The organism is Neobacillus sp. Fa239 (genome assembly GCF_055395235.1).
Genome location: NZ_AP041611.1, coordinates 5,614,226 through 5,639,424 on the forward strand (window position 1 = coordinate 5,614,226; position 25,199 = coordinate 5,639,424).

Consider the following 25,199-nt stretch of genomic DNA (forward strand, 5'->3'; position numbering starts at 1 on the left):
TCATTCATTATTCCTCCATATATCTTCTATTACAATCTCTCCTCTGGAGGTGAATATATGCCTGAACACTACTATTCCCGTACGCAAAAGGTTGAGAGTGATCCGAAATTTTGGGATTACACCCTAAAGAATACTCCTTTTCGTTTTAAAACTGATAATGGAGTTTTTTCAAAAAGGGAAGTAGACTTTGGCTCGCGTTTATTAATTGAAGCCTTTATCATGCCTCTGGCAGCCGGACCTGTATTGGATGTTGGGTGTGGCTACGGACCTATTGGTCTTTCGATTGCTAAAACCAATCAAGACCGTGTGGTTCATATGATTGATGTGAATGAACGGGCATTAGCTTTAGCAAAAGAAAATGCAGAGCTAAATCAAATTCGGAATGTTGACGTATATGAAAGTGACCGCTTGGAAAATGTAAAAGAAGAAAATTTTTCTGCTGTTTTAACGAACCCGCCCATTCGGGCAGGTAAACAGGTTGTTCACGAAATCTTTGAACAAAGCTTTCAGCATTTACTACCTGGCGGTGAGCTTTGGGTGGTTATTCAGAAAAAACAAGGTGCACCATCTGCTATTGAAAAATTAAAAGAGTTATTTTCCGATGTGATGGTCGTTGACAAGGAAAAAGGTTATTTTATTATAAAAGCAACAAAATAGTTGACTCTAAAATGCCACTATGTTAGCATTATAAAATGCCATCATAATATTTACCGAATTATTCCTAAAAACGTTAAATTTTCTGTATAAAATTGGATTAAGACGGAAATGATGACAAAATAATAGTCTAAATGTGAAAATGTGGTTTTTGAGTTAAAAAACCCTTTTTCTTTTTGTCTGATAAGAAGAGTGTACATTTCTTCTTGGAGGACGTAAATACATTTTTTATTATAACGCTTGATTTGAGGGGTGAATCAGTTGACAGGTCAACTAGTTCAGTATGGACGACACCGAGAGCGGAGGAGTTACGCGCGTATCAGTGAAGTTTTAGAATTACCAAATCTTATTGAAATCCAAACCTCTTCTTATCAATGGTTTCTTGATGAGGGTTTGCGGGAAATGTTCCAGGATATTTCACCGATTGAGGACTTTACTGGTAACCTATCACTTGAATTTATTGATTACAGCCTTGGCGATCCAAAGTATTCAGTTGAGGAATCAAAAGAACGGGACGTTACATATTCTGCGCCACTTCGTGTAAAAGTGCGTCTTGTTAACAAAGAAACAGGTGAAGTGAAAGATCAGGACGTTTTTATGGGTGATTTTCCACTTATGACAGAGACAGGTACGTTTGTCATCAATGGTGCTGAACGTGTTATTGTTTCTCAGCTTGTTCGTTCACCAAGTGTTTATTTTAGCGGTAAGGTGGACAAAAACGGAAAAAGAGGCTATACAGCCACTGTTATTCCAAACCGCGGTGCTTGGCTTGAGTATGAAACAGATGCCAAAGATGTTGTTTATGTCAGAATAGATCGTACTCGGAAACTGCCCGTTACGGTTCTTTTGCGTGCACTTGGGTTTGGCTCTGATCAAGAAATCATTGAATTGGTTGGAGATAACGAGTACATTCGCAATACGTTGGAGAAGGACAACACAGAGGGTGTTGAGAAAGCACTTTTAGAAATCTATGAACGCCTTCGTCCGGGTGAACCACCGACTGTTGAAAATGCGAAGAGCTTACTAGTATCTCGTTTCTTTGACCCTAAGCGCTATGACCTTGCGAATGTGGGCCGCTATAAAATCAATAAAAAGCTCCATATTAAAAACCGATTATTCAATCAACGATTAGCAGAATCACTTGTGGATCCTGAGACTGGTGAAATCATCGCTGAAAAAGGAACCGTGCTTGACAGAAGAAATCTGGACCGCGTCCTCCCTGCACTTGAAAAAAATATTAACTTTAAGGGCTTTAATCCTACGGGCGGCGTTGTTGAAGAGGAAATTATTCTGCAAAGCATTAAGATTTATGCTCCGAATGATGAAAATGAAAAGGTTATTAATGTGTTGGGCAATGCATATGTAGCAGAGCCAATTAAAAATATCACACCGGCTGACATCATTGCATCGATTAGTTACTTCTTTAACTTACTACATGGTGTGGGTGATACAGACGATATTGACCATTTGGGAAATCGCCGTTTGCGCTCAGTTGGTGAACTTTTACAAAATCAGTTCAGAATTGGTTTGTCCCGTATGGAGCGTGTTGTACGTGAAAGAATGTCGATTCAAGATACTGCAACGATCACTCCACAACAATTAATTAATATCCGTCCTGTCATTGCGTCGATTAAAGAGTTCTTCGGAAGCTCACAATTATCGCAATTCATGGACCAAACCAACCCGTTGGCAGAATTAACACATAAGCGCCGGTTATCTGCATTAGGACCTGGTGGATTAACACGTGAGCGTGCCGGTTTCGAGGTTCGCGACGTGCATTATTCTCACTATGGCCGTATGTGTCCGATTGAAACCCCAGAGGGTCCGAACATTGGTTTGATTAACTCATTATCCTCTTATGCGAAGGTTAACCGATTTGGTTTTATCGAAACACCTTACCGCCGTGTCGATCCAGACACCGGGAAAGTAACGAATCGTATCGACTACTTGACAGCGGATGAGGAAGATAATTATGTAGTCGCACAGGCGAACTCGCGCTTGGGTGATGACGGTGCTTTCTTGGATAATGATATTGTAGCTCGTTTCCGCGGTGAGAACACCGTCGTGAATCGTGAGCGAATCGATTATATGGATGTATCACCAAAACAGGTTGTCTCTGCAGCAACTGCATGTATTCCGTTCCTTGAAAATGATGACTCCAACCGTGCGTTAATGGGAGCGAACATGCAGCGTCAAGCCGTGCCGCTTATGCAGCCGGAAGCACCAAGAGTGGGAACTGGTATGGAATACGTATCGGGAAAAGACTCAGGGGCGGCGGTCATTTGTAAGCATGACGGAATTGTTGAACATGTTGAGGCTCGTGAAGTTTGGGTTCGTGAAATAAAAGAAGTAGATGGCCAAGAAGTAAAAGGCGATCTTAAAAAGTATCGACTATTAAAGTTCATCCGTTCCAACCAAGGTACTTGTTATAACCAGCGTCCAATTGTAGCTGCTGGTGACCGTGTGAAAAAAGGAGAAATTCTTGCTGATGGTCCATCCATGGAGCTTGGTGAATTGGCACTTGGACGAAACGTTCTTGTCGCGTTTATGACATGGGACGGTTACAACTACGAGGATGCCATCATTATGAGTGAACGTCTGGTAAAAGATGACGTTTATACTTCGATTCATATTGAGGAATATGAGTCGGAATCTCGTGATACGAAGCTTGGACCGGAGGAGATTACCAGAGACATTCCAAATGTGGGGGAAGATGCCCTTCGCAATTTGGATGAACGAGGTATTATTCGTACAGGTGCTGAAGTTAAAGACGGAGACCTTCTTGTTGGTAAAGTAACACCAAAAGGGGTAACAGAATTAACAGCAGAAGAACGCCTCCTACATGCTATTTTTGGTGAGAAAGCACGTGAAGTTCGTGATACATCACTGCGGGTACCACATGGCGGTGGAGGAATTGTTCATGATGTCAAGGTCTTCAATCGTGAAGATGGCGATGAACTTCCACCAGGAGTAAATCAGCTTGTCCGCGTTTATATCGTTCAGAAACGTAAGATTCACGAAGGCGATAAAATGGCGGGACGCCACGGTAATAAAGGGGTTATCTCCAGGATTTTACCTGAAGAAGATATGCCGTATTTACCGGATGGTACACCTGTTGATATCATGTTAAATCCATTAGGGGTTCCTTCCCGTATGAATATCGGGCAGGTGCTTGAACTCCATTTAGGTATGGCGGCGAGATCGCTCGGCATTCACGTAGCAACACCGGTATTTGACGGTGCGCGTGAAGAAGACGTCTGGTCAACTATTGAAGAAGCAGGTATGGCTCGTGATGCCAAAACGGTTCTTTATGATGGCCGTACCGGTGAGCCATTTGATAACCGTGTATCAGTTGGGGTCATGTATATGATCAAGCTTGCTCACATGGTTGATGATAAATTGCATGCCCGTTCCACTGGACCTTATTCACTTGTTACGCAGCAGCCTCTTGGCGGTAAAGCGCAATTTGGCGGTCAGCGTTTTGGTGAGATGGAGGTTTGGGCACTGGAAGCATACGGTGCAGCTTATACGCTTCAGGAAATTCTTACGGTTAAATCAGACGATGTTGTCGGCCGTGTGAAAACATATGAAGCAATTGTAAAAGGCGAAAATGTTCCGGAGCCAGGTGTTCCAGAATCATTCAAGGTTCTAATTAAAGAACTTCAGAGCCTTGGTATGGATGTGAAAATCCTTTCCGGCGATGAAGAGGAAATTGAAATGCGTGATTTGGAAGATGAAGACGACTTACAGCAGGTCGATACATTAAACATTGTTCCTGAAGCCCAGAACTTTGAATCGGAAAAAGTTGGTTCAAAAGAGTAGATTAATTTAAGCAGTGCACTTGCATGGGAAGACTAATAAAGTTGGCATATTCGAGTGCGCTGCTGTTTTTCTTTTTCATAAGGGTAAAACCTGGAGATCAAAAGGGAGGTAGGCCCCTTGCTGGATGTTAATAATTTTGAGTATATGAAGATTGGCCTTGCTTCACCGGATAAAATCCGTTCATGGTCATTCGGAGAAGTGAAAAAGCCAGAAACCATTAACTATCGTACGTTGAAGCCAGAAAAGGACGGCTTATTCTGCGAAAGAATTTTTGGTCCTACAAAGGACTGGGAATGTCATTGTGGAAAATATAAGCGGGTTCGTTATAAAGGTGTAGTATGTGATCGATGCGGTGTAGAAGTCACTCGTGCAAAAGTGCGCCGTGAGCGGATGGGACACATTGAGCTTGCAGCTCCTGTATCACATATTTGGTATTTCAAAGGAATCCCGAGCCGGATGGGGCTAGTATTAGATATGTCTCCTCGCGCATTGGAAGAAGTAATCTATTTTGCTTCCTATGTTGTGACAGAATCCGGAGATACAGCTCTTGATAAGAAGCAGCTCTTATCCGAGAAGGAATATCGGGCATATCGCGAGAAGTTCGGAAACAAATTCCAAGCTTCCATGGGTGCTGAGGCTATTAAAAAGCTTTTATCGGATATTGATTTAAATAAAGAAGTAGACGGTTTAAAAGAAGAATTAAAAACAGCTCAAGGACAACGCCGCACTCGTGCGATTAAGCGTCTTGAAGTATTAGAGGCTTTCCGTGGTTCAGGAAATGAGCCGTCATGGATGGTTCTTGATGTACTGCCTGTTATACCTCCAGAACTTCGCCCGATGGTTCAATTAGACGGGGGAAGATTTGCTACGTCCGACTTAAACGACCTCTATCGTCGTGTAATCAATCGTAACAACCGTCTAAAGCGTTTATTAGACCTTGGTGCACCAAGCATCATCGTTCAAAACGAAAAGCGGATGTTACAAGAAGCAGTGGATGCACTTATTGATAACGGCCGCCGCGGCCGACCAGTTACAGGACCTGGTAACCGTCCATTAAAATCACTTTCCCACATGTTAAAAGGGAAACAAGGCCGTTTCCGTCAAAACCTGCTTGGGAAACGTGTAGACTATTCAGGACGTTCCGTTATCGTTGTAGGTCCAAACTTAAAAATGTATCAATGCGGACTTCCAAAAGAAATGGCTCTTGAGCTTTTCAAACCATTTGTCATGAAAGAACTTGTTGAAAAGGGCTTAGCTCACAACATTAAGTCTGCAAAGCGGAAGATTGAAAGAGTGTCACCAGAAGTGTGGGATGTGCTCGAAGATGTCATTAGAGAGCATCCGGTTCTATTAAACCGTGCCCCTACATTGCATAGATTAGGGATTCAGGCATTTGAACCGACACTTGTTGAAGGACGGGCGATTCGCCTTCATCCGCTTGTTTGTACAGCCTATAACGCCGACTTTGACGGTGACCAAATGGCGGTACACGTTCCACTATCTGCAGAAGCGCAAGCTGAAGCACGTTTGTTAATGCTGGCTGCTCAAAATATCTTGAATCCGAAAGATGGAAAGCCAGTTGTTACCCCTTCCCAGGACATGGTGCTTGGTAACTATTACTTGACGTTGGAACGAGACGGTGCAGTCGGTGAAGGAATGATTTTTAAAGATACAAATGAGGCAATACTTGCATACCAGAATGGCTATGTGCATTTCCATACACGCGTTGCCGTGCATGCCGGTTCTTTAAAAAATGAGACCTTTACTGAAGAACAGAATCAAAAACTTCTCATTTCCACGGTAGGTAAATTAATTTTTAATGAAATTCTGCCGAAATCTTTCCCATATATCAATGAACCGACAAGGGACAATTTAGAGGTGAAAACCCCTGAAAAGTATTTTGTTGAAAAAGGGGAAGATGTTATAGCAAGAATTAAAGAAATGCCAATCGTTGATCCATTTAAGAAGAAAATTCTTGGAAATATTATCGCTGAGGTATTCAAGCGATTCAAAATTACCGAAACGTCTAAAATGCTTGACCGCATGAAAGACTTAGGATTTAAGCACTCAACAAAAGCTGGTATTACAGTTGGTGTTGCGGATATCGTCGTTCTTGGCGAGAAGCAGCAAATCCTTCATGAAGCACAGGCGAAAGTTGATAATGTTATGAAACAATTCAGACGTGGTTTAATCACGGAAGATGAGCGTTATGACCGTGTCATTGCAATCTGGAGTCAGGCGAAGGATGTCATTCAAGGAAAGCTAATGAAATCCTTGAACAAGACCAATCCAATTTTCATGATGAGTGATTCAGGTGCCCGTGGTAACGCATCGAACTTTACACAGCTTGCTGGTATGCGCGGACTGATGGCCAACCCGGCTGGACGTATTATCGAATTACCAATTAAATCAAGTTTCCGTGAAGGATTAACGGTATTGGAATACTTTATTTCCACACACGGTGCGCGTAAAGGACTTGCCGATACTGCCCTTAAAACAGCTGACTCAGGTTATTTAACACGTCGTCTGGTTGATGTGGCTCAGGATGTTATTGTCCGTGACGATGATTGTGGAACAGACCGAGGATTGTTAATCAGATCGTTAAAAGATGGTACTGAGGTTATCGAATCATTAGAAGAACGTCTAATTGGCCGTTATGCTCGAAATCCAATTAAACATCCTGAAACGAAGGAAGTCCTTGTACCTGAAAACGGCTTGATCACAGAAGATTTAGCTGAAATCATTGTTGGAGCAGGAATTGAAGAAGTTAAAATCCGCTCAGCCTTTACATGTAACACACGCCATGGTGTATGTAAAAAATGTTATGGCCGTAACTTAGCAACTGGTCAAGAGGTTGAAGTGGGTGAAGCAGTTGGTATTATTGCTGCACAATCTATCGGTGAACCAGGGACACAGTTAACCATGCGTACATTCCATACAGGCGGGGTTGCCGGAGACGATATCACTCAAGGTTTACCACGTATTCAAGAGATTTTTGAAGCTCGTAATCCTAAAGGGGTTGCCGTTATTTCCGAAATTGATGGTATTGTCGTCGGTATTAACGAAGGACGCGACCGTCAGCATGAAATTGTGGTTCAAGGTGAAGTGGAGTCTCGGACTTACAATGCTCCATACACCGCACGCTTGAAAGTGGCTGTGAATGATCAAGTGGCCCGTGGTCAAGAATTAACAGAAGGTTCAATTGACCCGAAAGAATTAATCAAGGTTAAAGACGTAAACGCTGTTCAAGAATACCTATTGCGTGAAGTACAAAAGGTTTATCGTATGCAAGGGGTAGAAATCGGCGATAAACACGTTGAGGTAATGGTACGACAAATGCTTCGCAAAGTACGTGTGATTGATGCGGGTGAAACTGATGTTCTTCCGGGTACACTTTTAGATATTCACCAATTTACTGATGCCAATGAAAAAGCGTTGCTATCAGGTAAATTACCTGCAACTGGACGTCCAGTATTACTTGGTATTACGAAGGCTTCCCTTGAAACAGATTCATTCCTGTCTGCGGCATCCTTCCAAGAAACCACAAGGGTTCTTACCGATGCAGCGATCAAAGGCAAGCGCGATGAATTGCTTGGCTTAAAAGAAAATGTTATCATTGGTAAGCTTGTACCAGCAGGTACTGGTATGCAGAGGTACCGTAAAGCTGAACCGGTCTTAACAGATTCACTTTCAGATGAAACGGTAACGATTGACTAAACAAATTTTTGGAATGAGGATGACTCATAAGTCATCCTCATTTTAAAGAGTAATCTTAAATATTTTTTTGAACTTTAGTTGACATCTTTTTACTAAGGTGTTAATATATCAAAGGTGCTCCTATTCACCTAGTACTTTGGAGGATATGAAAATGTCTTATGAAAAAGTATTACGGGCTAAAAAGCTCGTTATAGGAACAAAACAAACAGTAAAAGCACTTAAAGAAGGTCAGGTGCAAGAATTGATCGTTGCTGACGATGCTGAAGCGAGAGTGACAGCTATTGTTATAAATCAAGCTCTTGCAACAGGTGTACCAATCCAATATGTTGACTCGATGTACAAACTCGGAAATGCATGTGGAATTGAAGTTGGTGCTTCTGCTGTTGCTATTATCCGTTAAAAACTGTTTTTGTAGATAGAGTAGTCTGCAAAAACTTTGTTTTTGCAAAAAAATGAACCGCCTGGATGTGTGGGCTTACAATTTATGAAGGGAGGAAAAATCATGCCTACTATTAATCAGTTAGTGCGCAAACCTCGTCAAACAAAAGAGGAAAAATCAAAATCACCTGCGCTTAATAAAGGCTATAACAGCTTTAAAAAATCACAAACAAATGTATCTTCACCACAAAAACGCGGAGTATGTACTCGTGTTGGTACAATGACTCCAAAGAAACCGAACTCAGCGTTACGTAAATATGCTCGTGTACGCTTAACGAACGGTATTGAGGTGACTGCATACATTCCTGGTATTGGCCACAACCTTCAAGAGCACAGCGTTGTTCTTATTCGCGGAGGACGTGTAAAAGACTTACCAGGGGTACGTTATCACATCGTACGTGGAGCACTTGATACAGCTGGTGTTAACAACCGTATGCAAGGACGCTCAAAATATGGTACTAAGAGACCAAAAGCTGCTAAAAAATAATCGATATAAATAACAGCTTCTTTGAAAGGAGGAAAAAATATGCCACGTAAAGGTCCTGTAGCAAAAAGAGATGTATTACCAGATCCACTTTACAACTCAAAGCTAGTGACTCGTTTGATCAACAAAATGATGATCGACGGTAAAAGAGGTAAATCACAAGAAATTCTTTATTCTGCATTCAATACAATTCGTGAACGTTCTGGAAAAGAACCTATGGAAGTATTCGAAGCAGCAATGAAAAACATCATGCCAGTACTAGAGGTAAGAGCACGCCGTGTAGGTGGTGCGAACTACCAAGTACCAGTTGAGGTGCGCCCAGACCGTCGTACAACACTAGGTCTTCGCTGGTTAGTTAACTATGCGCGTCTTCGCGGTGAAAAAACAATGGAAGAGCGTCTAGCTAACGAAATCATGGATGCAGCTAACAACTCTGGCGCATCAGTTAAGAAACGTGAAGATACACACAAAATGGCAGAAGCAAACAAAGCGTTTGCTCACTATCGTTGGTAATTTAACCTTCAATATAAAAACTTTCATACTAGGAAGGAGAAAGACCCAATGGCAAGAGAGTTCTCCTTGGAAAATACTCGCAATATCGGCATCATGGCTCACATCGATGCCGGTAAAACAACCACCACTGAGCGTGTACTTTATTACACTGGTAAAATTCATAAAATCGGTGAAACACACGAAGGTGCATCTCAGATGGACTGGATGGAGCAAGAACAGGAGCGCGGAATTACCATTACTTCCGCAGCAACAACTGCGCAATGGCATGGTCACCGCGTTAACATCATTGACACTCCAGGACACGTAGACTTCACAGTTGAAGTTGAACGTTCCCTCCGTGTACTTGATGGTGCTGTAGCCGTTCTTGATGCGCAATCAGGTGTTGAACCTCAAACTGAAACAGTTTGGCGTCAAGCAACAACTTATGGAGTACCACGTGTAGTATTCGTTAATAAGATGGACAAAATTGGAGCTGACTTCTTATATTCTGTAGGAACACTTCATGACCGCTTACAAGCAAATGCTCACCCAATTCAGCTTCCAATCGGTGCTGAAGATCAGTTTGAAGCAATCATTGACCTAGTGGAAATGAATGCTGTATTCTATGGTAATGACTTAGGTACTGACATTGAAGTTCGTGAAATTCCTGATGAATACCGTGCGCAAGCTGATGAATATCATGAGAAATTAGTTGAAGCGGTTGCTGAACTAGATGAAGAATTAATGGAAAAATACCTTAGCGGTGAAGAAATCACCAAAGAAGAACTTAAAGCAGGGATTCGTAAAGGTACTGTTAATGTTGAATTCTACCCAGTAATCTGTGGATCTGCTTTCAAAAACAAAGGTGTTCAGTTAATGCTAGATGCCGTTATTGACTACCTTCCATCTCCATTAGATGTACCTGCTATTAAAGGTCACGCTATTGATGATGAAGAAGAAGTTATTGAACGTCATTCAAGTGATGAAGAGCCATTCTCAGCTCTTGCATTCAAAGTTATGACTGACCCTTATGTTGGTAAATTAACGTTCTTCCGCGTTTACTCTGGTACTCTAGAGTCTGGATCATATGTTCAGAACTCTACTAAAGGCAAGCGTGAGCGTATAGGACGTATCCTGCAAATGCACGCAAACAGCCGTCAAGAAATCTCTAAGGTTTATGCCGGTGATATTGCAGCAGCAGTAGGTTTAAAAGATACAACAACTGGCGACACTCTATGTGATGATAAAAACCTTGTTATCCTAGAATCTATGCAATTCCCTGAACCAGTTATTCAACTTTCTGTTGAACCAAAATCAAAAGCAGACCAAGACAAAATGACAACTGCATTGCAAAAGCTTCAAGAAGAAGACCCAACATTCCGTGCACATACCGACCAAGAAACTGGACAGGTTATCATCGCCGGAATGGGTGAACTTCACCTTGATATCATCGTTGACCGTATGCGTCGCGAATTTAAGGTTGAAGCAAATGTAGGTGCACCACAGGTTGCTTACCGTGAAACATTCCGTGCTTCTGCACAAGTGGAAGGTAAATTCGCTCGTCAATCTGGTGGTCGTGGACAATACGGTCACGTTTGGATCGAATTCTCACCTAACGAAGAAGGTAAAGGATTCGAATTTGAAAACGGTATTGTCGGTGGTGTTGTTCCTCGTGAATACATCGCTCCAGTTCAAGCTGGACTTGAAGATGCTCTAAATCGCGGTGTTCTTGCTGGGTATCCATTAGTTGATATTAAAGCAAGATTATTCGACGGTTCTTACCATGATGTTGACTCCTCTGAAATGGCGTTTAAAATTGCCGCATCCATGGCATTGAAAAACGCAGCTTCTAAGTGTCAACCAGTCATCTTAGAGCCTGTTATGAGAGTTGAAGTTGTTATCCCTGAAGAGTATCTAGGGGATATCATGGGTCAAATCACAGCAAGACGCGGCCGTGTGGAAGGTATGGAAGCTCGCGGTAACGCTCAAGTTGTTCGTGCAATGGTTCCACTTTCAGAAATGTTTGGTTATGCAACTGCACTTCGTTCAAGCACTCAAGGTCGTGGAGTATTCTCTATGCACTTTGACCACTATGAAGAAGTACCAAAATCAGTTTCTGAAGAAATTATCAAAAAAAATAAAGGTGAATAATTGATTTTCACCTTTCATTAAAGTATAACTACTAATGTAAGCATGGAAGCTGCGACAACCATTATGCAGCTTCCATAAATAACTATACTTAAACTTTTATAATTTAAAGGAGGACTTCCTAATGGGTAAAGCTAAATTCGACCGTTCAAAGCCACACGTAAATATCGGTACAATTGGTCACGTTGACCATGGTAAAACAACTTTAACAGCTGCAATCACTTCTGTTCTTGCTAAATCTGGTAAAGCAGAAGCACGCGCATATGATCAAATCGACGGTGCTCCAGAAGAAAGAGAACGTGGTATCACAATCTCTACTGCACACGTAGAATATGAAACTGATGCTCGTCACTATGCACACGTAGACTGCCCAGGACATGCTGACTATGTTAAAAACATGATCACTGGTGCTGCACAAATGGACGGCGGTATCCTTGTTGTATCTGCAACTGATGGTCCAATGCCACAAACACGTGAGCACATCCTTCTTTCTCGTCAAGTAGGTGTTCCATACCTTGTAGTATTCATGAACAAGTGTGATATGGTTGATGACGAAGAACTTCTTGAATTAGTAGAAATGGAAATCCGTGACCTTCTTTCTGAATACGAATTCCCTGGCGATGACACTCCAGTTATCAAAGGTTCTGCTCTTAAAGCATTAGAAGGCGATGCTGCATGGGAAGAAAAAATCATTGAGCTTATGACTGCTGTTGACGAATTTATCCCAACTCCAACTCGTGACACTGACAAGCCTTTCATGATGCCAGTTGAGGATGTATTCTCAATCACTGGTCGTGGAACTGTTGCTACAGGACGTGTAGAGCGTGGTGTAGTTAAAGTTGGTGACGTAGTTGAAATCGTTGGTTTCACTGAAGAGCCAAAATCTACTACTGTAACAGGTGTAGAAATGTTCCGTAAGCTTCTTGACTTTGCAGAAGCTGGAGACAACATTGGTGCACTTCTTCGTGGGGTAGCTCGTGAAGAAATCGAACGTGGACAAGTTTTGGCTAAACCAAAGTCAATCACTCCACACACAAAGTTCAAAGCACAAGTTTACGTATTATCTAAAGAAGAAGGTGGACGTCATACTCCATTCTTCACAAACTACCGTCCACAATTCTATTTCCGTACTTCTGATATTACAGGTATTTGTAATCTTCCAGAAGGTACAGAAATGGTTATGCCTGGTGACCACATCGAAATGACTGTTGAGCTAATCGCTCCAGTTGCAATCGAAGAAGGTACAAAGTTCTCTATCCGTGAAGGCGGACGTACTGTAGGTTCAGGTTCAATCACTACAATCCAAGAATAATTTTTTATAAAAAAGCAGGTGGGTGACGATCCACCTGCTTTTTATTTTGATCAAACAAAAACGAGTTTCTTCTATTATATATTGAATGAATTTTTATACTTCTATATGGAAGTGCATTGGTCCTGAAAACTCACTAAAATGACACATTTGATCTTTAAATTTAGGATATTATTGGAGAACGCGAATATTACTTGAAAAACCATTGCCGAGTCGTTATAATAATAAAAGTGTGCTAGAGCACAAGAAACATAAAAGAAAATCAAGATATATGTTGCGTTTGATATAACTTTTATGTATAATAGACAATGTTGGTCTTTGACTGCGATGATGTGGAAGGTTGCTGACACACCCGGCCGCTTTGCCATGGCGAGTGTGTGGGAAATTTTCACTGAGTATGTCTATTTAGAAAATAGGCGATAAAGGAGGGAAAATAATGGCAAAACAAAAAATTCGTATCCGTTTAAAAGCATATGATCACAGAATTCTTGATCAATCAGCTGAAAAAATCGTGGAAACAGCGAAACGTTCTGGTGCAGCCGTATCTGGTCCGATTCCACTTCCGACTGAAAAATCAGTTTACACGATCCTTCGTGCGGTTCATAAGTACAAAGATTCTCGTGAGCAATTCGAAATGCGGACACATAAGCGTCTAATCGACATCGTTAATCCAACTCCACAAACAGTTGATGCATTAATGCGTTTAGATTTACCATCTGGTGTTGATATCGAAATTAAACTTTAATAACAATAAATCAAGATATAATATAGGAGGTGTGACTAAATGACCAAAGGAATCTTAGGAAGAAAGATTGGTATGACTCAAGTATTTGCTGAGAACGGCAATTTAATCCCAGTAACTGTGGTTGAGGCAGCTGCGAACGTTGTTCTTCAAAAGAAATCAGTTGAAACTGATGGCTACGAAGCTATCCAAGTAGGATTTGAAAACAAACGTGAAAAATTAGCTAACAAACCAGAAAAAGGCCATGTTGCGAAAGCAAATACTGCTCCTAAGCGCTTCGTTCGCGAAATTCGCGGAGTTGACTTAGCAGGGTATGAAGTTGGTCAAGAAGTCAAAGTTGATATTTTTGCTGCAGGTGAAACTGTAGATGTAACAGGAATCTCAAAAGGTAAAGGTTTCCAAGGCTCGATCAAGCGCCACGGACAATCTCGCGGCCCTATGGCTCACGGTTCTCGTTACCATCGTCGTCCTGGTTCAATGGGACCTGTTGCTCCTAACCGTGTATTTAAAGGTAAAGCATTACCTGGACGTATGGGTGGAGAACAAGTAACTGTACAAAACCTTGAAATTGTCAAAGTTGACGTTGAGCGCAACTTGCTTTTAATCAAAGGTAATGTTCCAGGAGCGAAAAAAGCTCTATTAAAAATTAAAAGTGCGGTTAAAGCATAATTACGTCGTAAGAAAGGAGGAACAAAAGCATGCCTAAAGTAGCATTATTAAACCAAGCGGGATCACAAGTTGGTGAAATCGAACTTAATGATTCAGTATTTGGTCTTGAGCCAAACCAACACGTATTATTTGAAGCAATCGTTATGCAACGTGCTTCACTACGTCAAGGAACTCATAAAGTAAAAGGTCGTTCTGAAGTAGCCGGCGGTGGACGTAAACCATGGCGTCAAAAAGGAACTGGTCGTGCTCGTCAAGGGTCTATCCGTTCTCCACAATGGCGCGGAGGTGGTACTGTATTCGGTCCAACACCACGCAGCTACAGCTATAAATTACCGAAAAAAGTGCGTCGCTTAGCGATCAAATCTGCACTTTCATCTAAAGTGTTAGACGAAAAAATCTTGGTACTTGAAAGCTTAACTTTCGATGCGCCAAAAACTAAAGAATTCAAATCAGTATTAGGTGGTCTTTCTGTAGAGAAGAAAGCACTTATCGTTACTGCTGACCTAGATGAAAACGTAGCATTATCTGCTCGTAACATTCCTGGTGTAACTGTTGTAACAGCTGATGGAATCAACGTATTAGACGTTGTAAATCATGATAAGTTGATCATGACGAAAGCAGCGGTTGAAAAAGTAGAGGAGGTGCTTGCATAATGGATGCACGCGATATCATTAAGCGCCCCGTTATCACTGAACGTTCTACTGACCTAATGGCTGAGAAAAAATATACATTTGAAGTTGATGTAAAAGCTAACAAAACTCAAGTTAAAGATGCTGTTGAAGAAATCTTCGGCGTTGATGTTGAGAAAGTTAACATCATGAACTATAAAGGTAAATTTAAGCGCATGGGCAAATTCGGTGGTTACACAAATAAACGTCGTAAAGCAATTGTAAAATTAACTGCTGACAGCAAAGAAATCGAATTCTTTGAGTCGTAAGAATCTAACAAGAAGAGGAGGGAAATAAAATGGCGATTAAAAAGTACAAACCTACCTCTAATGGTCGTCGCGGTATGACAAGTTCTGATTTCGCAGAAATCACAACTAGCACACCAGAAAAATCTCTATTAGCTCCATTAACGAGAAAAGGCGGCCGTAATAACCAAGGTAAGTTAACTGTTCGTCATCAAGGTGGCGGCCATAAGCGTCAATATCGTTTAATCGACTTTAAACGTACAAAAGATGGCATTCCAGGACGCGTTGCCACAATTGAGTATGATCCAAACCGTTCTGCAAACATTGCATTAATCAATTATGTAGATGGAGAAAAACGTTATATCCTAGCTCCAAAAAACCTTCAAGTAGGTATGGAGGTTATGTCTGGTCCTGAGGCTGACATTAAAGTGGGTAACGCTCTTCCATTAGCAAATATTCCTGTTGGTACTGTGGTACACAACATTGAGTTAAAACCTGGTAAAGGCGGACAATTGGTACGCTCTGCAGGTACTTCTGCACAAGTTCTTGGTAAAGAAGGAAAATACGTACTTGTACGTTTGACTTCTGGCGAAGTTCGTATGATACTATCTGAGTGCCGTGCTTCAATCGGTCAAGTTGGTAACGAACAACATGAACTAATTAAGATTGGTAAAGCAGGTCGTAACCGCTGGTTAGGCAAACGCCCAACTGTTCGTGGATCTGTTATGAACCCTAATGATCACCCACACGGTGGTGGTGAAGGTCGCGCTCCAATCGGACGTAAATCACCAATGTCTCCATGGGGTAAACCAACTCTTGGATTCAAAACACGTAAGAAGAAAAATAAATCCGACAAGTTTATCGTACGTCGTCGTAAAAAATAACGTGACTTGGCTACGGTTCAAATGCGGAACCGTAGAACTGTCACGAAGGGAGGTTCATTCATGGGTCGCAGCTTAAAAAAAGGACCATTCGTTGATGATCATTTAATGGTTAAGATTGAAAAGTTAAATGAAACCGATGGTAAGCAAGTTGTTAAAACTTGGTCACGTCGTTCTACGATTTTCCCACAATTTATTGGCCACACAATCGCTGTTTATGATGGCCGCAAACATGTGCCTGTGTATGTTACTGAAGACATGGTAGGACACAAACTTGGAGAATTTGCTCCAACACGTGCTTACAAAGGTCACGGTAATGATGATAAGAAAACAAGACGTTAAGAGAGGAGGGCATCCAAATGCAAGCTAAAGCTGTTGCAAGAACAGTTCGAATTGCTCCTCGTAAAGCACGTTTAGTCGTCGATTTAATTCGAGGAAAGCAAGTTGGTGAAGCTGTGGCGATTTTAAATCTCACACCTAAGGCTGCTTCTCCAATCGTTGAAAAAGTATTAAAATCTGCTATGGCAAATGCCGAGCACAATTATGAAATGGACGTTAATAGCTTGGTAGTAACTCAAGCTTTTGTTGATGAAGGACCAACGTTAAAACGTTTCCGTCCTCGCGCAATGGGTCGTGCTAGCCAAATTAATAAGCGCACAAGCCACATTACAATCGTTCTATCAGAAAAGAAGGAGGGATAATCAGTGGGTCAAAAAGTAAATCCAGTCGGTTTGCGTATCGGAATCATCCGTGATTGGGAATCTAAATGGTACGCAGGTAAAGACTTTGCTGATCTTTTACACGAAGACCTTAAAGTTCGTGAGTACATCACGAAGCGTTTAAAAGATGCTTCTGTTTCTAAAGTAGAAATTGAACGTGCTGCTAACCGTGTGAACGTAACTGTTCATACTGCGAAGCCAGGAATGGTTATCGGTAAAGGTGGTACGGAAGTTGAAGCACTTCGTAAAGCATTAAATCAATTAACTGGCAAACGTGTTCATATCAACATTCTTGAAATCAAGAAAGCTGATGTTGATGCAAAACTAGTTGCTGAAAATATTGCTCGTCAATTAGAAAATCGTGTATCTTTCCGTCGTGCACAAAAACAAGCTATTCAACGTGCTATGCGTGCAGGTGCTAAAGGTATCAAAACTATGGTTTCCGGTCGTTTAGGCGGTGCAGATATTGCTCGTTCAGAACACTACAGCGAAGGAACAGTTCCACTTCATACACTTCGCGCCGACATCGACTATGCTACGGCTGAAGCAGACACCACTTACGGTAAGCTTGGCGTAAAAGTATGGATCTATCGTGGAGAAGTCCTTCCTACTAAGAAGAAAACTGAGGAAGGAGGCAAATAATATGTTATTGCCAAAACGCGTAAAATATCGCCGTCAACACCGTGGGAAAATGCGTGGTAACGCAAAAGGCGGCACTGAAGTAACATTCGGTGAATATGGTCTACAAGCTTTAGAAGCTTCTTGGATCACGAACCGTCAAATCGAAGCTGCCCGTATTGCGATGACACGTTACATGAAACGTGGCGGTAAAGTTTGGATTAAAATCTTCCCTCATAAGCCATATACTGCTAAGCCTCTTGAGGTGCGGATGGGTTCTGGTAAAGGGGCACCTGAAGGATGGGTAGCCGTCGTTAAACCAGGGAAAATTATGTTTGAGATCGCTGGCGTTTCAGAAGAAATCGCTCGTGAAGCTCTTCGTCTTGCAATGCACAAACTTCCAGTTAAATGTAAGTTTGTAAAACGAGAAGAAATTGGTGGTGAATCAAATGAAAGCTAATGAAATTCGTGACCTTACCACTGCTGAAATTGAACAAAAAGTTAAATCCTTAAAAGAAGAGCTTTTCAACCTTCGCTTTCAATTGGCGACAGGACAACTTGAAAATACTGCTCGTATCCGTGAAGTACGCAAAGCGATTGCTCGCATGAAAACTGTGATTCGTGAGAGAGAAATCAGCGTAAACAAGTAATATTGAGAGGAGGTTCACCCGATGAGTGAACGCAACCAACGCAAAGTTTACACTGGACGCGTTGTTTCTGACAAAATGGATAAAACCGTTACTGTTTTAGTCGAAACACACAAAAAGCATCCATTATACGGTAAACGCGTTAAGTACTCTAAAAAGTTTAAAGCTCATGATGAGCAAAACGAGGCAAAAGTTGGCGATATCGTACGTATCATGGAAACTCGCCCGCTTTCAGCTACGAAACGCTTCCGTTTAGTAGAAGTAGTAGAAAAAGCTGTTATTATTTAATTGTTCGGAAAAGCTTGATTCCGAAGGGAGGTTACACACATGATTCAACAAGAATCACGTTTAAAAGTTGCTGACAACTCTGGTGCACGTGAAGTACTTACCATTAAAGTACTTGGGGGTTCAGGCCGTAAAACTGCAGGTATTGGCGATGTGATCGTCTGTACAGTAAAACAAGCAACACCAGGTGGCGTTGTTAAAAAAGGTGACGTTGTTAAAGCTGTTATTGTTCGTACTAAAAGTGGTGCTAGACGCGCTGACGGTACTTACATTAAATTCGACGAAAACGCATGTGTAATTATCAAAGATGATAAGAGCCCACGCGGTACTCGTATCTTCGGACCAGTTGCCCGCGAACTTCGCGATAACAACTTCATGAAAATCGTATCATTAGCTCCAGAAGTATTATAATTTTAAATTCAAATGCCTTTAAGGAGGTGCGAACAGATGCATGTGAAAAAAGGTGACAAAGTAAGAGTCATCTCTGGTAAGGATAAAGGCAAAACAGGCGTTATCCTAGCAGCTTATCCAAAAGAAAGCCGCGTACTAGTAGAAGGCGTAAACATTGTCAAAAAGCATTCTAAGCCTTCTCAAGCGAATCCGCAGGGCGGAATCTTAAGCTTCGAGGCTCCTATTCATGTATCAAACGTTATGCCTATCGATCCTAAGTCTGGTAACCCAACTCGCGTAGGTTACAAAACGGTTGATGGCAAGAAAGTGCGCGTAGCAAAATCCGGTGAAGTTTTAGATAAATAGTTTAAATTAAGAAGGGAGGTACAATAAGTGAACCGCCTCAAAGAAAAATTTGTTAAAGAAATTTCTCCTGCTCTTGTGAGCAAATTCAACTATAAATCAGTTATGCAAGTACCAAAAATTGAAAAAATCGTTCTGAACATGGGCGTTGGTGACGCTGTTCAAAACGCTAAAGCACTAGATAATGCAGTAGAAGAACTTGCTACAATTACTGGTCAAAAGCCATTAGTAACTCGTGCAAAGAAATCTATCGCTGGCTTCCGTCTTCGTGAAGGTATGCCGATCGGTGCGAAGGTAACTCTTCGCGGAGAGCGTATGTACGAATTCTTGGATAAATTAGTTTCTGTTTCTTTACCTCGTGTACGTGACTTCCGTGGTGTATCTAAGAAAGCATTTGACGGTCGCGGTAACTATACTTTGGGTATTAAGGAACAATTAATCTTCCCTGAAATTGATTACGATAAAGTAAGCAAAATTCGTGGTATGGATATCGTTATCGTTACGACTGCTAACACTGATGAAGAAGCTCGTGAACTGTTAACTCAAATTGGAATGCCATTCCAAAAGTAATCGCTAAATAAGGGAGGCGAAAACGTGGCTAAAAAGTCAATGATTGCGAAACAAAAACGCGCGCCTAAATATGCAGTACAAGAGTACACTCGCTGCGAACGCTGCGGCCGTCCACACTCTGTATATCGTAAATTTAAGCTTTGCCGTATTTGTTTCCGTGAATTAGCATACAAAGGACAAATTCCTGGTGTCAAAAAAGCTAGCTGGTAAAAACCAGAGTTGTGGAAGGAGGTAAAAATAATGGTCATGACAGATCCAATTGCTGATATGCTTACTCGCATTCGTAATGCGAATATGGTGCGTCACGAAAAGTTAGAAGTGCCTGCTTCTAATATGAAAAAAGAAATTGCTGAAATCTTAAAACGTGAAGGTTTCGTACGTGACGTTGAATTTATCGAAGACAATAAACAAGGTATCATCCGTATCTTCTTAAAATACGGTGCAAATAACGAACGTGTTATTACTGGTCTGAAGCGCATAAGCAAGCCTGGTCTTCGCGTTTACGCAAAATCAACTGAGGTACCTCGTGTACTTAACGGTCTTGGTATCGCGTTAGTTTCAACATCACAAGGTGTTATTACTGATAAAGAAGCTCGTTCTAAGCAAATTGGCGGAGAAGTATTAGCTTACGTTTGGTAAAAGAGTTTCTGAATGAATGGAGGTGCACTAAATGTCTCGCGTAGGGAAAAAACCGATTGAAATTCCAGCTGGAGTTACAGTTACTGTTAATAATAATTCCGTTATTGTTAGAGGACCTAAAGGAGAACTTTCTCGCTCTTTTAATCCTGAAATCACCATTAACGTTGAAGAAAACGTAGTTACGATCACTCGTCCATCAGATGCAAAAGAACACCGCGCATTGCACGGTACAACACGTGCGGTTATTGCAAACATGGTTGAAGGTGTTTCTACTGGATTCACAAGAAATCTAGAATTAATCGGGGTTGGATACCGTGCTTCAAAGCAAGGTAACAAGCTTGTATTAAACGTTGGTTACTCTCATCCAGTTGAAATCGAACCTGAAAATGGTCTTGAAATTGAAGTACCATCAAATACAAAAGTAGTTGTTAAAGGTACAGACAAAGAACGTGTTGGTGCATTAGCTGCCAATATTCGCGGAGTTCGTCCTCCAGAGCCTTACAAAGGTAAAGGAATTCGTTACGAAGGCGAATTTGTTCGTCGTAAAGAGGGTAAAACAGGTAAGTAATAGCCTTATTGGGTAAACGAAAGGAGTGACGTAAATGATTACGAAGCTTGATAAAAACGCTGTTCGCAAGAAAAGACATGCTCGTGTTCGTGCGAAACTTAGCGGTACTTCAACTCGTCCACGTCTAAATGTGTTCCGTTCTAACAAACACATTTATGCTCAAATTATCGATGACATGAATGGAGTTACTTTAGCAAGTGCTTCTACATTAGATAAAGATTTTAATCTTGAGTCTTCAAGTAATGTTGAAGCTGCACAAAAGGTCGGAGAATTAGTTGCTAAACGTGCAGTAGAAAAAGGTATCACTGATGTTATCTTTGATCGTGGCGGATACCTTTATCATGGACGTATTCAAGCACTAGCTGATGCTGCCCGCGAAAACGGCCTACAATTTTAATAGACAAAGGAGGGACACAAAAAGATGCGTCGTATTGATCCAAACAAACTTGAACTAGAAGAACGCGTAGTTACGGTAAACCGTGTTGCGAAAGTTGTTAAAGGCGGACGTCGTTTCCGTTTCTCTGCTCTTGTAGTAGTTGGAGATAAAAACGGTCATGTCGGTTTCGGTACTGGTAAAGCACAAGAAGTACCAGATGCGATCCGTAAAGCTATCGAAGATGCTAAGAAAAACTTAGTTGAGGTGCCAATGGTTGGAACAACTGTTCCTCACCAAGTAATTGGACGTTTTGGAGCTGGCGAAATTCTTCTAAAACCTGCTTCTGAAGGTACAGGAGTTATCGCAGGAGGCCCAGTCCGTGCCGTTCTTGAATTAGCTGGGGTAGCTGATATCCTTTCTAAATCACTTGGAACAAACACACCAATCAACATGGTTCGTGCAACAGTTGATGGTTTAAAACAATTAAAACGTGCTGAAGACGTAGCAAAATTACGTGGTAAATCAGTAGAAGAACTGTTAGGATAAGGGGGGAATTCAAATGGCGAATAAACTATTAGTTACCCTCAACCGCAGCGTAATTGGTCGCCCTGAGGATCAACGCGCAACAGTTACTGCATTAGGTTTACGTAAGGTAAATCAAACAGTTGAGCATCAAGATAACGCTGCTATTCGCGGTATGATTAACAAAGTTGCTCACCTTGTAACAGTAAAAGAACAATAATTAATTGTTTTCTTTCATAAGGAGGTGCCAATATGAAACTTCATGAATTAAAACCTGCGGAAGGTTCTCGTAAAGAACGTAAACGTTTAGGACGTGGGATCGGTTCTGGCCAAGGAAAGACTGCTGGTAAAGGTCATAAAGGTCAAAACGCCCGTTCCGGCGGCGGTGTACGACTTGGTTTTGAAGGTGGTCAAACCCCTCTATTCCGTCGTTTACCAAAACGTGGATTTACAAACATCAGCCGTAAAGAATATGCTGTTGTAAACTTAACCGTTCTTAACCGCTTTGAAGAAGGTACAGAAGTTACTCCAGAACTTCTTATCGAAACAGGTGTTGTTAAAAACGAAAAAGCAGGAATTAAAGTACTTGCAAATGGAACGATTGAGAAAAAATTGACTGTTAAAGCTCATAAATTCTCCTCTGCTGCTAAGGAAGCTATCGAAGCTGCTGGTGGAACTACTGAGGTGATTTAATGTTCCAGACAATCTCCAATTTTATGCGCGTGGGTGATATAAGACGGAAGATCGTATTCACCCTTTTAATGTTAGCCATCTTCCGTTTAGGTACCTTTATTCCTGTTCCAAATGTAAATGCAGATGTATTAGGTGCTCAAGATAAACTAAGTGTTTTCGGGGTTTTAAATACCTTTGGCGGTGGAGCGTTAAAAAAATTCTCCATCTTTGCTATGGGAATCATGCCGTATATCACAGCATCTATTATCATTCAGCTTTTGCAAATGGACGTTGTTCCGAAATTTACGGAATGGTCTAAACAAGGGGAGGCTGGACGTCGCAAGACAGCTCAATTCACCCGATACTTTACTGTTGTCCTTGGTTTCATTCAAGCGCTGGGAATGGCTTATGGCTTTAATAATTTAACTGGCGGCCAATTGATTGAAAATCCGGGAATCGGTACGTATCTTTTAATTGCAATTACATTAACAGCAGGAACTTGTTTCTTGATGTGGTTAGGGGAGCAAATCACCGAATTTGGAGTTGGTAATGGAATTTCGATTATCATCTTTGCCGGAATTGTTTCCGCTATTCCTACTACAGTCAATCAAATTTTTGTTCAGCAATTTACCAATGTTGGCGGACAATTATTTATAAGAATTGTTACCCTGTTGCTGATTGCTATTGCAGTTATCGCTGTTGTCGTTGGAGTTGTATTTATCCAGCAGGCTAATCGAAAAATTCCAATTCAATATGCTAAACGTGTGGTTGCAGGGCGTAATCCGGTTGGGGGACAATCAACTCATATGCCTTTAAAGGTTAACGCTGCTGGGGTTATCCCGGTCATCTTTGCGATTTCCTTTATAGTTACTCCAAGAACGGTTGCATCATTTTTTCCAACAAATAATGTAACGACTTGGATACAAAATGTATTTGATTATACCCATCCAATTGGAATGATTCTCTACGCAGCATTGATTATCGCCTTTACGTATTTTTATGCTTTTATTCAAGTAAACCCTGAACAAGCGGCAGAAAACTTGCAGAAGCAAAGCGGCTATATTCCTGGTATACGTCCGGGTAAAAGCACTCAAGAATATTTAACGCGTGTATTGTATCGCTTAACATTTGTTGGTTCGATTTTCTTAGCTGTTGTGTCTGTTTTGCCGGTGCTTTTCATAAATATTGCGAATTTGCCGCAAACAGCTCAAATCGGTGGAACAAGCTTGCTCATCGTCGTGGGTGTTGCCCTTGATACAATGAAGCAGCTTGAAGCACAATTGGTAAAACGCCATTATAAAGGTTTTATTAAATAAATGGTTTTAGGGGAACTAAATGCCCCTAAAAACCCATTTAAAGCACGAGGGGGAATACGTGTGAATTTAGTTTTAATGGGGCTTCCGGGTGCTGGTAAAGGTACGCAGGCCGAAAAAATTGTCGAGCAATACGGCATCCCTCATATCTCTACTGGAGATATGTTCCGTGCAGCGATGAAAGAAGGAACAGAACTAGGATTACAAGCTAAATCCTTTATGGATAAAGGCGAACTTGTTCCAGATGAAGTAACCATCGGGATTGTTCGTGAACGGTTAAGTAAAGAGGACTGTCAAAAGGGCTTTTTACTTGATGGTTTTCCTAGAACCGTACCACAAGCTGAAGCATTAGAAACTCTTCTTTCAGAGTTAGATCGAAAAATCAATTTTGTCATTAATATTGACGTTGATAAGAGTATCTTAATGGAACGCTTAACAGGGCGTCGAATTTGCAAAGAGTGTGGCGCTACTTATCATCTTGTTTTTAATCCTCCTGCAAAAGAGGGTGTTTGCGACCGCTGCGGCGGTGAGCTTTATCAAAGAGCAGATGATAATGCAGAGACTGTGCAAAATCGCTTAGATGTTAACATTAAACAATCCAAGCCATTATTGGATTTTTATGAATCAAAGGGTTATTTGCGAACAATCAATGGTCAGCAGGATATTCATAAAGTATTTGCTGATATTGAAGATTTACTTAGGGATATCATGTAATGATCCTTAGGAAAACCAGGCGAACGTCTCTCGAACATCTCCAAAAGAAACAAACTTATGAGGATGCAAACGGCTTTTAATTGTACGTGAGTATGCAGGACACGGTGTTTGGTAAGACTTACATGAAGACACAGCTTTTTACAACACGGACTGCGTCTACAGCCTGGTATGGATCTAACAATTTCTAATAGTTACTAGCTGACGTGATGTTCATCCTGTGCTATAATCGTATGGTTGAGCTTCGTTTTGCACTTGAAAGTTTTTTATTGAACAATCTGATTAAGAGAAGGGAGACGAGACCGATGGCCAAAGATGATGTAATTGAAATTGAGGGTAAAGTAATTGAAACTTTGCCAAACGCAATGTTTAAGGTAGAATTAGAAAATGGTCATACCGTGCTTGCTCATGTTTCCGGCAAAATCCGAATGCACTTCATTCGAATCCTTCCGGGTGACAAAGTCACTGTTGAGCTTTCTCCATATGACTTAACACGCGGAAGAATTACTTACCGCTTTAAATAATCTGCATGCACTC

At 41.3% G+C, this 25,199-nt stretch carries 32 protein-coding genes; all 32 read left to right on the forward strand.

Going from position 1 to position 25,199, the window contains the following annotated elements:
* The first annotated feature begins 57 nt into the window (after nt 1-57).
* The 32 genes from ACZ5XR_RS27780 to infA all read left to right on the forward strand — a co-directional run bounded on the left by ACZ5XR_RS27780 (nt 58) and on the right by infA (nt 25,186).
* The gene (locus ACZ5XR_RS27780; RefSeq protein WP_464499629.1) at nt 58-657 is read left to right on the forward strand and encodes a class I SAM-dependent methyltransferase; all 600 of its coding nucleotides are present in this window, start codon (nt 58-60) and stop codon (nt 655-657) included.
* A 258-nt stretch (nt 658-915) separates the two neighbouring features.
* Nucleotides 916-4,476 carry a DNA-directed RNA polymerase subunit beta gene (gene rpoB, locus ACZ5XR_RS27785; RefSeq protein ID WP_464499630.1) on the forward strand — a complete coding sequence of 1,187 codons (3,561 nt, stop codon included), beginning with the start codon at nt 916-918 and terminating at the stop codon, nt 4,474-4,476.
* Between the two features lie 117 nt (nt 4,477-4,593).
* Nucleotides 4,594-8,193, forward strand: a complete 3,600-nt coding sequence (rpoC, locus tag ACZ5XR_RS27790; protein WP_464499631.1) for a DNA-directed RNA polymerase subunit beta' — start codon at nt 4,594-4,596, stop codon at nt 8,191-8,193.
* A 151-nt stretch (nt 8,194-8,344) separates the two neighbouring features.
* On the forward strand, nt 8,345-8,593 hold the full coding sequence (locus tag ACZ5XR_RS27795; protein ID WP_464499632.1) for a 50S ribosomal protein L7ae-like protein: 249 nt from the start codon (nt 8,345-8,347) through the stop codon (nt 8,591-8,593).
* Nucleotides 8,594-8,695: 102 nt separating this feature from the next.
* Entirely contained in the window at nt 8,696-9,118 is a 423-nt protein-coding gene (gene rpsL / locus ACZ5XR_RS27800) for a 30S ribosomal protein S12 (RefSeq protein WP_027322663.1), read from the forward strand.
* A gap of 39 nt (nt 9,119-9,157) precedes the next feature.
* Complete coding sequence (gene rpsG / locus ACZ5XR_RS27805) at nt 9,158-9,628, forward strand: 30S ribosomal protein S7 (protein WP_213121086.1); 471 nt, start codon at nt 9,158-9,160, stop codon at nt 9,626-9,628.
* Nucleotides 9,629-9,676: 48 nt separating this feature from the next.
* The gene (fusA, locus tag ACZ5XR_RS27810) at nt 9,677-11,758 is read left to right on the forward strand and encodes an elongation factor G (protein WP_464499633.1); all 2,082 of its coding nucleotides are present in this window, start codon (nt 9,677-9,679) and stop codon (nt 11,756-11,758) included.
* A gap of 121 nt (nt 11,759-11,879) precedes the next feature.
* On the forward strand, nt 11,880-13,067 hold the full coding sequence (gene tuf / locus ACZ5XR_RS27815; protein ID WP_464499634.1) for an elongation factor Tu: 1,188 nt from the start codon (nt 11,880-11,882) through the stop codon (nt 13,065-13,067).
* A gap of 433 nt (nt 13,068-13,500) precedes the next feature.
* Nucleotides 13,501-13,809 (forward strand): 30S ribosomal protein S10, encoded by a 309-nt coding sequence (gene rpsJ, locus ACZ5XR_RS27820; protein WP_007085291.1) that lies wholly within the window; start codon nt 13,501-13,503, stop codon nt 13,807-13,809.
* Between the two features lie 39 nt (nt 13,810-13,848).
* Complete coding sequence (gene rplC / locus ACZ5XR_RS27825; protein WP_464499635.1) at nt 13,849-14,475, forward strand: 50S ribosomal protein L3; 627 nt, start codon at nt 13,849-13,851, stop codon at nt 14,473-14,475.
* 29 nt (nt 14,476-14,504) lie between these two features.
* Complete coding sequence (gene rplD / locus ACZ5XR_RS27830) at nt 14,505-15,128, forward strand: 50S ribosomal protein L4 (RefSeq protein WP_464499636.1); 624 nt, start codon at nt 14,505-14,507, stop codon at nt 15,126-15,128.
* Nucleotides 15,128-15,412: a 50S ribosomal protein L23 gene (gene rplW / locus ACZ5XR_RS27835; RefSeq protein WP_464499637.1), complete on the forward strand. Its 285-nt coding sequence runs from the start codon at nt 15,128-15,130 to the stop codon at nt 15,410-15,412. The genes rplD and rplW overlap by 1 nt, the downstream gene beginning before the upstream one ends.
* 29 nt (nt 15,413-15,441) lie before the next feature.
* On the forward strand, nt 15,442-16,272 hold the full coding sequence (gene rplB / locus ACZ5XR_RS27840) for a 50S ribosomal protein L2 (protein ID WP_464499638.1): 831 nt from the start codon (nt 15,442-15,444) through the stop codon (nt 16,270-16,272).
* Between the two features lie 60 nt (nt 16,273-16,332).
* Nucleotides 16,333-16,611: a 30S ribosomal protein S19 gene (rpsS, locus tag ACZ5XR_RS27845; protein ID WP_312473838.1), complete on the forward strand. Its 279-nt coding sequence runs from the start codon at nt 16,333-16,335 to the stop codon at nt 16,609-16,611.
* Nucleotides 16,612-16,628: 17 nt separating this feature from the next.
* Nucleotides 16,629-16,970 (forward strand): 50S ribosomal protein L22, encoded by a 342-nt coding sequence (rplV, locus tag ACZ5XR_RS27850; RefSeq protein WP_464499639.1) that lies wholly within the window; start codon nt 16,629-16,631, stop codon nt 16,968-16,970.
* 3 nt (nt 16,971-16,973) lie between these two features.
* The gene (gene rpsC, locus ACZ5XR_RS27855; protein WP_464499640.1) at nt 16,974-17,630 is read left to right on the forward strand and encodes a 30S ribosomal protein S3; all 657 of its coding nucleotides are present in this window, start codon (nt 16,974-16,976) and stop codon (nt 17,628-17,630) included.
* Nucleotide 17,631: 1 nt separating this feature from the next.
* Nucleotides 17,632-18,066 carry a 50S ribosomal protein L16 gene (rplP, locus tag ACZ5XR_RS27860; RefSeq protein ID WP_026574094.1) on the forward strand — a complete coding sequence of 145 codons (435 nt, stop codon included), beginning with the start codon at nt 17,632-17,634 and terminating at the stop codon, nt 18,064-18,066.
* Entirely contained in the window at nt 18,056-18,256 is a 201-nt protein-coding gene (gene rpmC, locus ACZ5XR_RS27865) for a 50S ribosomal protein L29 (protein ID WP_251472022.1), read from the forward strand. The genes rplP and rpmC overlap by 11 nt, the downstream gene beginning before the upstream one ends.
* A gap of 21 nt (nt 18,257-18,277) precedes the next feature.
* Nucleotides 18,278-18,541, forward strand: coding sequence for a 30S ribosomal protein S17 (rpsQ, locus tag ACZ5XR_RS27870; RefSeq protein ID WP_464499641.1), 264 nt, complete (start codon nt 18,278-18,280; stop codon nt 18,539-18,541).
* A gap of 39 nt (nt 18,542-18,580) precedes the next feature.
* On the forward strand, nt 18,581-18,949 hold the full coding sequence (gene rplN, locus ACZ5XR_RS27875) for a 50S ribosomal protein L14 (RefSeq protein ID WP_464499642.1): 369 nt from the start codon (nt 18,581-18,583) through the stop codon (nt 18,947-18,949).
* Between the two features lie 36 nt (nt 18,950-18,985).
* Nucleotides 18,986-19,294 carry a 50S ribosomal protein L24 gene (rplX, locus tag ACZ5XR_RS27880; RefSeq protein WP_464499643.1) on the forward strand — a complete coding sequence of 103 codons (309 nt, stop codon included), beginning with the start codon at nt 18,986-18,988 and terminating at the stop codon, nt 19,292-19,294.
* Between the two features lie 27 nt (nt 19,295-19,321).
* On the forward strand, nt 19,322-19,861 hold the full coding sequence (gene rplE / locus ACZ5XR_RS27885; protein ID WP_464499644.1) for a 50S ribosomal protein L5: 540 nt from the start codon (nt 19,322-19,324) through the stop codon (nt 19,859-19,861).
* A gap of 24 nt (nt 19,862-19,885) precedes the next feature.
* Entirely contained in the window at nt 19,886-20,071 is a 186-nt protein-coding gene (locus ACZ5XR_RS27890) for a type Z 30S ribosomal protein S14 (RefSeq protein WP_464499645.1), read from the forward strand.
* A gap of 30 nt (nt 20,072-20,101) precedes the next feature.
* Nucleotides 20,102-20,500, forward strand: a complete 399-nt coding sequence (gene rpsH, locus ACZ5XR_RS27895) for a 30S ribosomal protein S8 (protein ID WP_464499646.1) — start codon at nt 20,102-20,104, stop codon at nt 20,498-20,500.
* 31 nt (nt 20,501-20,531) lie between these two features.
* Nucleotides 20,532-21,068: a 50S ribosomal protein L6 gene (gene rplF / locus ACZ5XR_RS27900; RefSeq protein WP_464499647.1), complete on the forward strand. Its 537-nt coding sequence runs from the start codon at nt 20,532-20,534 to the stop codon at nt 21,066-21,068.
* 34 nt (nt 21,069-21,102) lie between these two features.
* Nucleotides 21,103-21,465: a 50S ribosomal protein L18 gene (gene rplR, locus ACZ5XR_RS27905; RefSeq protein ID WP_464499648.1), complete on the forward strand. Its 363-nt coding sequence runs from the start codon at nt 21,103-21,105 to the stop codon at nt 21,463-21,465.
* Between the two features lie 24 nt (nt 21,466-21,489).
* Nucleotides 21,490-21,990, forward strand: a complete 501-nt coding sequence (gene rpsE, locus ACZ5XR_RS27910; protein WP_223595843.1) for a 30S ribosomal protein S5 — start codon at nt 21,490-21,492, stop codon at nt 21,988-21,990.
* A 13-nt stretch (nt 21,991-22,003) separates the two neighbouring features.
* Nucleotides 22,004-22,186 (forward strand): 50S ribosomal protein L30, encoded by a 183-nt coding sequence (gene rpmD / locus ACZ5XR_RS27915; RefSeq protein WP_464499650.1) that lies wholly within the window; start codon nt 22,004-22,006, stop codon nt 22,184-22,186.
* A gap of 32 nt (nt 22,187-22,218) precedes the next feature.
* A complete protein-coding gene (gene rplO, locus ACZ5XR_RS27920; RefSeq protein WP_464499651.1) occupies nt 22,219-22,659 on the forward strand; it encodes a 50S ribosomal protein L15 in 441 nt (146 codons plus the stop codon).
* Nucleotides 22,659-23,954, forward strand: coding sequence for a preprotein translocase subunit SecY (secY, locus tag ACZ5XR_RS27925; protein WP_464499652.1), 1,296 nt, complete (start codon nt 22,659-22,661; stop codon nt 23,952-23,954). Before rplO ends, secY begins: the two co-directional genes overlap by 1 nt.
* 60 nt (nt 23,955-24,014) lie before the next feature.
* The gene (locus ACZ5XR_RS27930; RefSeq protein WP_464499653.1) at nt 24,015-24,665 is read left to right on the forward strand and encodes an adenylate kinase; all 651 of its coding nucleotides are present in this window, start codon (nt 24,015-24,017) and stop codon (nt 24,663-24,665) included.
* 302 nt (nt 24,666-24,967) lie between these two features.
* Nucleotides 24,968-25,186: a translation initiation factor IF-1 gene (gene infA, locus ACZ5XR_RS27935; RefSeq protein WP_007085268.1), complete on the forward strand. Its 219-nt coding sequence runs from the start codon at nt 24,968-24,970 to the stop codon at nt 25,184-25,186.
* The last annotated feature ends 13 nt before the right edge of the window (nt 25,187-25,199 follow it).